Raw genomic sequence first — 12,751 nt, 5'->3', positions numbered from 1 at the left:
TGATTGGTCAAGGGGGTGACCGGAAGACCTCCACCCCCCGGCCACCCCCTCCGACACGGCTACTCCGCTACAGGCAGCCGTGCCGCATCCCGCAGGAACAGCGGGATGCGGTCCAGCGGGGCGTCGACCGTCACGGTCGTACCGCCCTCGTACGTCTCCCCGGTCCACGCGTCCGTCCAGCGCGCCCCCGCCGGAAGGTACGCCGTGCGGGCCGTCGCGCCCGCCGTCAGCACCGGCGCGACGAGCAGGTCGCGGCCGAACAGGTACGAGTCGTCGACCGACCAGGCCGCCTGGTCCTCGGGGAACTCCAGGAACAGCGGCCGCATCACCGGCAGGCCCTCCTCGTGAGCCTCGCGCATGACCTGAAGGACGTACGGCTTCAGGCGCTCGCGCAGCCGCAGGTACCGCTCCAGGATGGCGCCGGCCTCCTCGCCGTACGACCACACCTCGTTCGGGCCGCCGGTCATCTGCGGGCCGAGCGGCATGCCCGGGTCGCGGAAGCCGTGCAGGCGCATCAGCGGGGACAGGGCGCCGAACTGGAACCAGCGGACCATGACCTCGCGGTACGCCGGGTCGTCCGGGTCGCCGCCGTGGAAGCCGCCGATGTCGGTGTTCCACCAGGGGATGCCGGACAGCGCGGTGTTCAGGCCGGCCGCGATCTGGCGGCGCAGCGTCGGGAAGTCGGTGCCGATGTCACCGGACCACAGGGCGGCGCCGTAGCGCTGACTGCCCGCCCACGCCGAGCGGTTGAGGGTGATGATCTCGTCCTCGCCGGAGCCGGACGCTCGCAGGCCCTCGTAGAAGGTGCGGGCGTTCTCGGCCGGGTAGATGTTGCCGACCTCCAGGCCGGGGCCCGTCCAGTAGCGCAGGTTCTCCTGGAAGCCCGGCTTCAGCTCCGGCTCGCAGGCGTCCAGCCAGAAGGCCGTGATGCCGTACCGGTCGAGGTAGTTCTGCTTGACCTTGGACCACACGAACTCGCGGGCGTCGGGGTTGGTGGCGTCGTAGAAGGCCACCTGGACTGTTGACGCCACCTCCTTGTCGGGCCAGTCGGCGTGTGCCATCGGTCCGTACTGGGTGCCGATGAAGTAGCCGCGCTGCTCCATGACCGGGTGGTTCTCGGAGAGCGGGGAGACCGAGGGCCAGACACTGACCACCAGCTTGATGCCGAGCTCGTCCAGCTCGCGCACCATCGCCGCCGGGTCCGGCCACTCCTTCGGGTCGAACTTCCACTCGCCCAGGTGGGTCCAGTGGAAGAAGTCGCAGACGATGACGTCGATGGGCAGACCGCGGCGCTTGTACTCCCGTGCGACGGAGAGGAGTTCGTCCTGCGTGCGGTAGCGCAGCTTGCACTGCCAGAAGCCCGCCGCCCACTCGGGCAGCATCGGCGTACGGCCGGTCACCGCGCTGTAGCGGCGCTGGCCGTCGGCCGGGGTGCCCGCGGTGATCCAGTAGTCGATCTGGCGGGCGGAGTCGGCCACCCACCGGGTGCCGTTGTGCGCGAGCTCCACGCGGCCGATCGCCGGGTTGTTCCACAGCAGGGTGTAGCCGCGGCTGGAGGCCAGCACCGGGATGCCGACCTCGGCGTTGCGCTGGACCAGGTCCAGGACCAGGCCCTTCTGGTCGAGACGGCCGTGCTGGTGCTGGCCGAGGCCGTACAGCTTCTCGTCGTCGTACGCGGCGAAGCGCTGCTCCAGCCGGTGGTAGCCGTTGCCGACGGCGGTGTAGAGCCGCGAGCCCGGCCACCAGAAGTGGGCGCGCTCCTCGGCGAGCACCTCGGTGCCGTCCTCGGTGCGCAGGAAGCGGATCAGGCCCTCGGCGTCGACCTCGACGGTCAGTGCGCCGACGGTCACCACTCCCAGCCCGTCCTCGATCTTGACCGTCGACTCGGTCGCCGGGGCGGACTCCAGGAGCGCGCCCGGCAGTTTGTCGAGGATGGGGCCGCCGAGCCGGGCACGCACCCGGACCGCGTCCGGACCCCACGGCTCGACGCGCAGCGTCTCCTGGCGGCCGCTCCACTCCAGCGCGCCGTCCCGCTCACGGAACGTGCCGACGGTCGGGGACGACTGCGCGAGGCTGACCGTGCCTGGCTGGGGCTGGTTGTCGGCAGGCTGATTCACGAGAGGCGCTCCTGAAGAGGGCGGCGGGGGCAGACATGGGGGTGCCCCGCAAGGGCACGGTGCGGAAAGGAGGTGCGGGACGGAGTGGAGGAACGGGGCGGAGGAACGGATGGAGGAACGGTCAGTGGGTGGCGGACGGCGCCGGGCCCGTGCTCGCCCGCTGCGTCAACTCGGGCGCGATCAGCACGACTTCGTCACTGCCGCGCCCCTCCAGCTTGGCGACCAGCTGCTGCACGGCATGCCGGCCCATCTCCTGCGCGGGAATGGAGACGGACGTCAGCCGCACCGAGGCCTGGGTGGCGACCTGGTCGGGGCAGATGCCGACCACCGACACGTCCTCGGGCACGGCACGGCCCTGCTGGCGCAGCAGGGCGAGCAGCGGCTCGACCGCCGACTCGTTCTGCACGACGAACCCCGTGGTGCTCGGCCGCTCGTCGAGTATCCGGGCGAGGGTGACGGCCATCGCGTCGTACCCGCCCTCGCAGGGCCGGTGCAGCAGCCGCATCCCCAACTCCTGGGAGCGCAGCCGGAGTCCGTCGAGTGTGCGCTCGGCGAAACCGGTGTGCCGTTCGTAGACGGCCGGGGCCTCGCCTATGACAGCGATGTCCCGGTGTCCCAGCATCGCCAGATGCTCCACACACAGCGCGCCGGTCGCCTTGAAGTCGAGATCGACGCAGGTCAGCCCGGAGGTGTCGGCCGGCAACCCGATCAGCACGGACGGCTGGTCGGTGCCGCGCAGCAGCGGCAGCCGCTCGTCGTCCAGCTGGACGTCCATCAGAATCATCGCGTCGGCCAGCCCGCTGCCGGTGACCCGGCGCACGGCGTCGGGGCCCTCCTCGCCGGTCAGCAGCAGCACGTCGTATCCGTGCGTACGGGCCGTGGTGGCCACCGCGATGGCGATCTCCATCATCACCGGCACGTACATGTCGGTGCGCAGCGGGATCATCAGCGCGATGATGTTCGACTTGCTGCTGGCCAGGGCACGGGCGCCCGCGTTCGGGTGGTAGCCGAGTTCGCGGATGCTCTGCTCGACCCGCTGCCGGGTGGCCCCGGAGATGGACCGCTTGCCGCTGAGGACATAGCTCACCGTGCTCGCCGAGACTCCGGCGTGCTGGGCGACCTCGGCGAGGGTGACCATCCAGCTCTCCAAGCTTTGTGAAGCGCTTCGACAGTGCGCAGTACGAATAAGGGCGGGTGTGAGGGTGGTTCGACAGTAGCTCCACCGGGGGTGGGTGTCCATAGGTTGTCGAAGCGCTTCGACTCGGAGTTTCCCGGGGCACGTCGACGCGGGCCTTGGCGGGTACGCCGGCCTTCCGCGCCGCGTGCCCGGGACGGCGTCCGGGGCGGGTGCCCGGGGCGGCCCTCCGCGCCGCGTGCCCGGTATGGGCTTCCGGGGTGCGCCTTCCTCCCTACCATGACCGGGCGTGGGGGACCACGGAATGTGCAGCGTGCGGGACGCGCCGCGGGCGCTCGGTGAGGCACGGCGGGTACTGCGGCCCGGCGGTGTGGTGCGGTTCTTCCAGCACGGCCGGGGCGGCGGGCGCGTGATGACCTTCACGCAGCGCGCGCTGGACCGGACGGTGCGGCCGCTGGTGAGCGGCGGCTGCCCGGACCTCGGCGGCCGGACGATCGGTCCGCACCGGATCGCGGCGGTGCTTCAGGCGGAAGACCGATGCGGCGCCGGCGGTGGTCGCCCGGCGGCGCGCCGGTCCTGGGATACGGCCTCGGCGGCCCAGCCCCCTGGACCGTCACCTGTCTCGCCGGGCCGACGCTCCAGGGGGGCGGTGGCCGGGTGCGGGCTGTTCGAGCAGGGCGGGTCCCGGTGGCCGAGCGTGGCCGGACAACCCGGTCGACGGCCGCTGCGAGCTGCCCTCGGTCACGGGCCTCCCGCCCACCTGACGGCAACCTTTCCCGGAGGCGGCGGCCACTGAGGGGACGTAAGCGATCCAGCCCCGGAAGGACCGTCCCCCATGCAGCACCGCCGCCCCCGCCTGTCCAAGAAGGCGAAGACCCTGGTCTCCGCCGCTGTCGCCCTCGCGGCGGCCGCCGGTGTCACCGTCGCCCAGGCGGACGAGTCGAGCAAGAAGTGCGCGGCCTTCGACACGATCACGCTCGGCAAGTACTACGTGAACAACAACCTCTGGAACGAGGGCAAGTTCACCGGCACCCAGTGCGTCTGGGACAACTCCCGGTCGGGCTCGACGATCTCCTGGGGCACGAACTACAGCCTGGCCAACAGCGCCACCGGCAAGGACTACGACGTCAAGACGTACGCCTCCACCGTCCTCGGCTGGCACTGGGGCTGGAAGGTCGACAAGGCGACCACCGGCCTGCCGATCCGCGTCGGCGACCGCAAGCCGGTACGGACGAGCTGGGAGTTCTCCGTCAGCTCCAACCCCGGCACCATGAACGTCGCCTACGACCTGTGGCTGCACACCAAGAACACCGCCGACTGGCAGGACCGGCCCACCGACGAGGTCATGATCTGGCTCAACCGCCAGGGCGGCGCGGGCCCGCTGGGCACCAAGTTCGGCAGCGTCAGCCTGGGCGGTGCGATGTGGGACATCTACCGGGGCGACATCGGCTGGAACGTCTACTCCTTCGTCCGCCGCACCAACACCACCAAGGCCACGCTCAACCTCGACGACTTCACCCAAGCACTCGTCCGGCGCAACCTGCTGAGCAACGACAAGTACGTCTCCGGCATCGAGTCCGGCACCGAGGTCTTCAAGGGCACGGGCCGACTGGACACCAAGGCGTACTCCGTCAACGTCGGCTGAACGGACGCGCGCGGGGTGGTGGGGTCGCCCGGAATCGGGTACATACGATCGGGTAGCACCCGTCGGTAACCAAACGGCCCAAGATCCCGATTCGCGGCGAGGTGAGCCTCATGTCCGCAGCACCCACGAAGCCTACTGTCAGTGAGCGTGAGGCCCGCCAGGTGGCGGAGGCCGCCCGGCAACAGGAATGGCGCAAGCCCAGCTTCGCCAAGGAACTGTTCCTCGGCCGCTTCCGCCTCGACCTCATCCACCCCCACCCGATGCCCACCGACGAGGCCGCCCAGCGCGGCGAGGAGTTCCTCGCCAAACTGCGCGACTTCGTCGAGACGAAGGTCGACGGCGCCCTCATCGAGCGCGAGTCCCGCATCCCCGACGACGTGATCGACGGGCTCAAGGAACTCGGCGCCTTCGGCATGAAGATCGACACCAAGTACGGCGGGCTCGGCCTCGGCCAGGTCTACTACAACAAGGCCCTCGCCCTGGCCGGCTCGGCGTCCCCGGCGATCGGCGTCCTGCTCTCCGCCCATCAGTCGATCGGCGTACCGCAGCCGCTCAAGCTCTTCGGCACCCCGGAGCAGAAGGAACGGTTCCTGCCGCGCTGCGCCCGCACCGACATCAGCGCCTTCCTGCTGACCGAGCCCGACGTGGGCTCCGACCCGGCCCGCCTCGCCACCTCCGCCGTACCGGACGGGGACGACTACGTCCTCGACGGGGTCAAGCTGTGGACGACCAACGGCGTGGTCGCCGACCTCCTCGTCGTCATGGCCCGGGTGCCGAAGTCCGAGGGTCACAAGGGCGGCATCACGGCCTTCGTCGTGGAGACCAACTCGCCCGGCATCACGGTCGAGAACCGCAACGCCTTCATGGGCCTGCGCGGCATCGAGAACGGCGTCACCCGCTTCCACCAGGTCAGGGTCCCGGCTGCCAACCGCATCGGGCCCGAGGGCGCGGGCCTGAAGATCGCCCTGACGACCCTGAACACCGGGCGGCTCTCCCTCCCCGCATCCTGCGTCGCGGCCGGCAAGTGGTGTCTGAAGATCGCCCGCGAGTGGTCGGCGGCGCGTGAGCAGTGGGGCAAGCCGCTCGCCCATCACGAGGCCGTCGGCTCGAAGATCTCCTTCATCGCGGCCACCACCTTCGCCCTGGAGGCCGTCACCGACCTCGCCTCGCAGATGGCCGACGAGGACCGCAACGACATCCGCATCGAAGGCGCCCTCGCCAAGCTCTACGCCTCCGAGATGGCCTGGCTGATCGCCGACGAACTCGTCCAGATCCGCGGCGGCCGGGGCTTCGAGACGGCCGAGTCGCTGCGGGCCCGCGGCGAGCGCGCGGTCCCCGCCGAGCAGGTCCTGCGCGACCTGCGCATCAACCGCATCTTCGAGGGCTCGACGGAGATCATGCACCTCCTGATCGCCCGCGAGGCCGTCGACGCCCACCTCTCGGTCGCCGGCGACCTCATCGACCCGGAGAAGTCCCTCCAGGACAAGGCGAAGGCAGGCGCGAACGCCGGCGTCTTCTACGCCAAGTGGCTGCCGAAGCTGGTTGCGGGTCAAGGTCAACTGCCGTACTCCTTCGGCGAGTTCAAACACGGCGTCGACCTGTCCGCACACCTGCGCTACGTCGAACGAACGTCCCGCAAGCTCGCCCGCTCCACCTTCTACGGCATGTCCCGCTGGCAGGGCCGCATGGAGACCAAGCAGGGTTTCCTGGGCCGTGTCGTGGACATCGGCGCCGAGCTGTTCGCCATGAGCGCGGCCTGTGTCCGCGCAGAGCACCTGCGCGGCCAGGGCGAGCACGGCCGCGAGGCCTACCAGCTCGCCGACGCCTTCTGCCACCAGGCCCGCCTGCGCATCGAGGAGCTCTTCGGCCGCCTGTGGTCCAACACCGACGACCTCGACCGCAAGGTCGTCAAGGGCGTGATGTCGGGCACGTACGAGTGGCTGGAGCAGGGCATCGTCGACCCGTCGGACGACGGCGCCCCATGGATCGCCGACGCGACACCGGGCCCGAGCCGGCGGGAGAACGTGCACCGCCCGATCAGGTGACGGACGCGCTGAGAGGTCGCTGAGAGGTCGCTGAGGGGTCACTGCCCGCAGCGACCTCTCACCATCCTGTAACCCACCGAAGGGGACGCCCTGTCCTCCCCGCCAGCCGTTACGGCCACAATGGGGGGATGAGCGACAGTCCAGCCCCCCTCGCCGACCCGCATCTCGTCTACGACCCTTTGGCGGGCGACGGCCCCAAGGACGTGGTGATCCTCGGCTCCACCGGCTCGATCGGCACTCAGGCCATCGACCTCGTGCTGCGCAACCCCGACCGGTTCCGGGTCACCGCCCTGTCCGCCAACGGCGGCCGGGTCGCCCTCCTCGCCGAGCAGGCGTACCGGCTGAGGGCGCGGACCGTCGCGGTCGCCCGCGAGGACGTCGTACCGGCACTGCGGGAAGCTCTGACGGCCCAGTACGGCACGGGGGAGCCGCTCCCCGAGATCCTCGCAGGACCGGACGCGGCCACTCAGGTCGCCGCCTCCGACTGCCACACCGTCCTGAACGGCATCACCGGCTCCATCGGCCTCGCGCCCACCCTCGCCGCCCTGGAGGCGGGCCGCACCCTCGCGCTCGCCAACAAGGAGTCCCTCATCGTCGGCGGCCCGCTGGTCAAGGCCCTCGCCAAGCCCGGGCAGATCATCCCGGTCGACTCCGAGCACGCGGCCCTGTTCCAGGCGCTGGCGTCCGGCACGCGCGCGGACGTGCGCAAGCTGGTGGTCACCGCCTCCGGCGGCCCCTTCCGCGGCCGCACCAAGGCCGAGCTGGCCAATGTGACGGTCGAGGACGCCCTCGCCCACCCCACCTGGGCGATGGGCCCGGTCATCACGATCAACTCCGCGACCCTCGTCAACAAGGGTCTGGAGGTCATCGAGGCGCATCTGCTCTACGACATTTCCTTCGACCGCATTGAGGTGGTCGTGCATCCCCAGTCGTATGTTCACTCGATGGTTGAGTTCACGGACGGATCCACGATCGCCCAGGCGACGCCCCCCGACATGCGCGGGCCGATCGCCATCGGCCTCGGCTGGCCGGAGCGCATCCCGGACGCCGCGCCCACGTTCGACTGGAGCAAGGCGTCGACCTGGGAGTTCTTCCCGCTCGACAACGACGCGTTCCCATCGGTCAATCTGGCGCGCCACGTGGGCGAGCTCGCGGGCACGGCACCCGCGGTGTTCAATGCGGCCAACGAGGAGTGCGTGGAGGCCTTCCGGGCCGGCGCACTGCCGTTCAACGGGATCATGGAGACCGTGACGCGGGTGGTGGAGGAACACGGCACCCCGCGGACGGGAACTTCACTCACCGTCGCGGACGTCCTCGAAGCGGAGACCTGGGCTCGAAGGCGGGCACAGGAACTGGCGGTACACACGGCGGAGGCCCGTGCATGACGACCCTGATGTTCATCCTCGGCATAGTGCTGTTCGCGGTCGGGCTGCTCTTCTCGATCGCCTGGCACGAGCTGGGCCACCTGTCCACGGCCAAGCTGTTCGGCATCCGTGTGCCGCAGTACATGGTCGGCTTCGGCCCGACCCTCTGGTCACGGAACAAGGGCGAGACCGAGTACGGCATCAAGGCGATCCCGTTCGGCGGCTACATCCGCATGATCGGCATGTTCCCGCCCGGCCCCGACGGCCGCCTCGAAGCCCGCTCCACTTCACCCTGGCGCGGCATGATCGAGGACGCCCGCGCACAGTCCTACGAGGAGCTGCGCCCCGGCGACGAGAGCCGCCTGTTCTACACGCGCAAGCCGTGGAAGCGCGTGATCGTGATGTTCGCGGGCCCCTTCATGAACCTCGTCCTCGCGGTGGCCCTGTTCCTCACCGTGCTGATGGGCTTCGGCATCCAGCAGCAGACCACCACCGTCAGCTCGGTCTCCCAGTGCGTCATCGACCAGAAGGAGAAGCGCGAGGACTGCAAGGCGTCCGACGACAAGTCCCCGGCCGCGGCCGCGGGCATGAAGGCCGGCGACAAGATCGTCTCCTTCGACGGGGTACGGACCGAGGACTGGAACACCCTCTCCGACCTCATCCGCGGCAGCGCCGGCGAGAACGTCCCGATCGTCGTCGACCGCAAGGGCGAGGAACTGACCCTGCACGCGAAGATCGCCACCAACTGGGTCGTGAAGAAGGACGCCAGCGGGGCGTATGTCCAGGACGACTTCGTCCAGGCCGGCTTCCTCGGCTTCAGCGCCGCCACCGGCGTCGTCAAACAGGACTTCGGCGACTCGGTGACCTGGATGACCGACCGGGTCGGCGACGCCGTCGACTCCCTCGTCGCCCTGCCCTCCAAGATCCCCGCACTGTGGGACGCGGCCTTCGGCGACGGCCCGCGCGAGCCGGACTCCCCGATGGGCATCGTCGGCGCGGCAAGGGTCAGCGGTGAGATCGCGACGCTGGACATCCCGGCCTCGCAACAGCTGGCCACCTTCGTCTTCCTCCTGGCCGGCTTCAACCTCTCCCTGTTCCTGTTCAACATGCTCCCGCTGCTGCCGCTCGACGGCGGCCACATCGCGGGCGCCCTGTGGGAGTCGCTGCGCCGCAACACGGCGAAGGTGCTGCGCCGCCCGGACCCGGGCCCGTTCGACGTGGCGAAGCTGATGCCCGTGGCGTACGTGGTGGCCGGAATCTTCATCTGCTTCACACTGCTGGTTCTGGTCGCGGACGTGGTTAACCCGGTCAGAATCTCCTAGTCATACGGAGTTCAAGGCGGCCCGGGAGCGTATGTCCCGGGCCGCCTTCCATTGAGTGGGTTTACGGACCGTGATGTGCTGGGGCCAGCCCCGGTGCCGTAATCTCGAAGCCTGGAGCCCGCTGCTGACGGGACCGGACCTTGATCCACGACTTGGGGTTGCACAGCAGATGACTGCGATTTCTCTCGGCATGCCGTCCGTTCCGACCAGGGTTGCCGAGCGCCGGAAGAGCCGGCAGATCCAGGTCGGCTCCGTGGCGGTGGGCGGAGACGCGCCGGTCTCGGTCCAGTCGATGACCACGACCCGTACGTCGGACATCGGCGCCACCCTCCAGCAGATCGCCGAGCTCACGGCCTCCGGCTGCCAGATCGTGCGCGTCGCCTGCCCGACGCAGGACGACGCCGACGCCCTCGCGACCATCGCCCGCAAGTCCCAGATCCCCGTCATCGCGGACATCCACTTCCAGCCGAAGTACGTCTTCGCGGCGATCGAGGCGGGTTGCGCCGCGGTCCGTGTGAACCCTGGCAACATCAAGCAGTTCGACGACAAGGTCAAGGAGATCGCGCGGGCCGCCAAGGACCACGGCACCCCGATCCGCATCGGCGTCAACGCCGGCTCCCTGGACCGGCGCCTGCTGCAGAAGTACGGCAAGGCGACGCCCGAGGCGCTGGTCGAATCGGCGCTCTGGGAGGCCTCGCTCTTCGAGGAGCACGACTTCCGGGACATCAAGATCTCGGTCAAGCACAACGACCCGGTCATCATGATCGAGGCGTACAAGCAGCTCGCCGCCCAGTGCGACTACCCGCTCCACCTCGGCGTCACCGAGGCGGGCCCGGCCTTCCAGGGCACGATCAAGTCCGCTGTCGCCTTCGGTGCCCTCCTCTCCCAGGGCATCGGCGACACGATCCGCGTGTCCCTGTCGGCTCCCCCCGCCGAGGAAGTGAAGGTCGGCATCCAGATCCTGGAGTCCCTGAACCTCAAGCAGCGCGGCCTGGAGATCGTCTCCTGCCCGTCCTGCGGCCGTGCCCAGGTCGACGTCTACAAGCTGGCCGAGGAGGTCACGGCCGGCCTGACCGGCATGGAGGTCCCGCTCCGGGTGGCCGTCATGGGCTGCGTGGTGAACGGCCCCGGCGAGGCCCGCGAGGCCGACCTCGGCGTCGCCTCCGGCAACGGCAAGGGCCAGATCTTCGTCAAGGGCGAGGTCATCAAGACCGTCCCCGAGTCCAAGATCGTCGAGACCCTCATCGAGGAGGCCATGAAGCTGGCCGAACAGATGGAGGCGGACGGGACCGCGTCGGGCGAGCCTTCGGTGTCGGTGGCGGGCTGAGGATTCTCGCGCCTGCCGCCCCTACCCGTCCCATCCTTGGGCTCTGCCCCCTGGACCCCTGCTCCTCAAACGCCGGAGGGGCTGGGTTTTTCAGCCCGTCCGGCGTTTGAGGACGAGGCCCGTTCAGGGCCGAAGCGGGGGTCCGGGGCGGCAGCCCTCAGGGGCGGGCGGTCACGTCCTGAACGCCGGCCAACCTCCACAGGGCGGCACGGCAAAGCTTCCGCAGGTACAGTGCGGGGACCAGCAGAACCCCAGCGTGAGGCCCCGTACGTGTTGACCCAGACCACCTCACGGGTGCTCGAACCGAGCGACCTGGACGCCGCGCTCGCCGTCCTCGACCGCGAGCCGGTCGCGAACGCGTTCGTGACCTCCCGTGTCCAGATCGCCGGCCTCGACCCCTGGCGCCTCGGCGGCGAGATGTGGGGCTGGTACGACGGCGGCATGCTGACATCCCTGTGCTACGCGGGCGCCAACCTCGTCCCGATCTGCGCCACCCCGCGAGCGGTACGGGCCTTCGCCGACCGGGCCCGGCGCGCGGGCCGCCGCTGCTCCTCCATCGTCGGGCCCGCAGAATCCACCGCCCAGCTGTGGCGCCTGCTGGAGCCCAACTGGGGCCCGGCCCGCGAGGTCCGCCGCCACCAGCCCCTCATGGTCACCGACCGCATGCCGACCGACATCACCCCGGATCCGTACGTCCGCCGCATCCGCAAGGACGAGATGGAGACGATCATGCCGGCGTGCGTGGCGATGTTCACCGAGGAGGTCGGCGTATCGCCGCTGGCAGGGGACGGCGGGCTGCTGTACCAGGCCCGCGTCGCCGAACTCGTGGGCTCCGGCCGCTCCTTCGCCCGCCTCGACCAGAACGGCAAGGTCGTCTTCAAGGCGGAGATCGGCGCCGCGACGGACCGCGCCTGCCAGATCCAGGGCGTGTGGGTGGCCCCCGAGTACCGAGGCCAGGGCCTGGCGGCACCGGGCATGGCAGCGGTGCTTCGCTACGCCCTGGCGGACGTGGCCCCGGTGGTGAGCCTGTACGTGAACGACTTCAACACGGCGGCGAGGCGCACGTACACCAGGGTGGGTTTCCAAGAGGTGGGCGCTTTCATGAGCGTTCTGTTCTGAACGCCCTTCAGAGCAACTACGCGACCGACCCCCACAACCCGCACCCGAACGACAACTCGCAGTCCCCGGCGCAATCCGGCGAAGCGCACCGGTACGCTCCCCACATGCGCCTTCCCGGTCACGGACACCGCCGCCGACCCGACGACATCGTGATCGCCCCCCTGGACCTCTCAGCCCGGGTCGACGAGGCCCTGGCCGTCCAAGCCGTCGCCTTCGGCCTGGGCCCCGACGAGGTAGCCGTACGCCGCCAGATCGTCCTGCGCCACATGACCTACCCGGGAGCAAGGGCCTTCGGCGCCACCGCAGCGCAGCGCCTCGTCGGGTTCGTCTACGGCATGCCCAACGACCGCACCCACTGGTGGTCCACCGTCGTGGAGCCCTACCTCCGGGCCCAGGGGTACGACGACTGGCTCGACAACTCCTTCGTCATCACGGAACTCCACGTCCACCCGCGCTACCAGAACCGAGGCGTCGGCCGCTCCCTGATCACCACGATCACGGACGGCGCCACCGAACCCCGCTCGATCCTCTCGGCGATCGACGTGGAAAGCCCCGCCCGCGGCCTCTACCGCTCCCTCGGCTACCAGGACCTCGCCCGCCAGGTCCTCTTCCCCAGCGCCCCCAAGCCGTACGTCGTGATGGGCGCCGCTCTGCCGCTGCGCCGCCGTTAACCGATT

Annotated in this window: 9 protein-coding genes and 1 pseudogene; 8 read left to right on the top strand and 2 right to left on the bottom strand. The window is 70.0% G+C overall.

All coding sequences use genetic code 11. From position 1 onward, the window contains the following. Positions 1–59 precede the first annotated feature (59 nt). A complete protein-coding gene (locus tag ACTMVF_RS30620; RefSeq protein WP_441274344.1) occupies positions 60–2,117 on the bottom strand; it encodes a glycoside hydrolase family 31 protein in 2,058 nt (685 codons plus the stop codon). 121 nt (positions 2,118–2,238) lie between these two features. Beyond that, positions 2,239–3,255, bottom strand: coding sequence for a LacI family DNA-binding transcriptional regulator (locus ACTMVF_RS30615; protein ID WP_441274343.1), 1,017 nt, complete (start codon positions 3,253–3,255; stop codon positions 2,239–2,241). A 301-nt stretch (positions 3,256–3,556) separates the two neighbouring features. Between ACTMVF_RS30615 and ACTMVF_RS30610 the strand changes: the two are divergent. The 8 genes and pseudogenes from ACTMVF_RS30610 to ACTMVF_RS30575 form a co-directional block, all read left to right on the top strand. Further along, positions 3,557–3,724: pseudogene (locus ACTMVF_RS30610) on the top strand (SAM-dependent methyltransferase); the annotation flags it as partial. Between the two features lie 363 nt (positions 3,725–4,087). Further along, complete coding sequence (locus ACTMVF_RS30605) at positions 4,088–4,897, top strand: GH12 family glycosyl hydrolase domain-containing protein (RefSeq protein WP_441274342.1); 810 nt, start codon at positions 4,088–4,090, stop codon at positions 4,895–4,897. A 110-nt stretch (positions 4,898–5,007) separates the two neighbouring features. Then, entirely contained in the window at positions 5,008–6,942 is a 1,935-nt protein-coding gene (locus ACTMVF_RS30600) for an acyl-CoA dehydrogenase family protein (RefSeq protein WP_441274341.1), read from the top strand. 128 nt (positions 6,943–7,070) lie between these two features. Beyond that, on the top strand, positions 7,071–8,327 hold the full coding sequence (dxr, locus tag ACTMVF_RS30595) for a 1-deoxy-D-xylulose-5-phosphate reductoisomerase (RefSeq protein WP_441274340.1): 1,257 nt from the start codon (positions 7,071–7,073) through the stop codon (positions 8,325–8,327). An 8-nt stretch (positions 8,328–8,335) separates the two neighbouring features. Next, positions 8,336–9,628 carry a M50 family metallopeptidase gene (locus ACTMVF_RS30590; RefSeq protein WP_441274455.1) on the top strand — a complete coding sequence of 431 codons (1,293 nt, stop codon included), beginning with the start codon at positions 8,336–8,338 and terminating at the stop codon, positions 9,626–9,628. Between the two features lie 169 nt (positions 9,629–9,797). Next, a complete protein-coding gene (gene ispG, locus ACTMVF_RS30585) occupies positions 9,798–10,955 on the top strand; it encodes a flavodoxin-dependent (E)-4-hydroxy-3-methylbut-2-enyl-diphosphate synthase (RefSeq protein ID WP_441274339.1) in 1,158 nt (385 codons plus the stop codon). Between the two features lie 270 nt (positions 10,956–11,225). Beyond that, positions 11,226–12,074, top strand: coding sequence for a GNAT family N-acetyltransferase (locus ACTMVF_RS30580; protein WP_441274338.1), 849 nt, complete (start codon positions 11,226–11,228; stop codon positions 12,072–12,074). A 104-nt stretch (positions 12,075–12,178) separates the two neighbouring features. Next, positions 12,179–12,745, top strand: coding sequence for a GNAT family N-acetyltransferase (locus ACTMVF_RS30575; protein WP_441274337.1), 567 nt, complete (start codon positions 12,179–12,181; stop codon positions 12,743–12,745). Positions 12,746–12,751 lie beyond the last annotated feature (6 nt).

The sequence above is a fragment of the Streptomyces sp. SD31 genome, from assembly GCF_052068475.1.
GTDB lineage: Bacteria > Actinomycetota > Actinomycetes > Streptomycetales > Streptomycetaceae > Streptomyces.
This window is presented reverse-complemented; position numbering and strand designations above follow the sequence as displayed.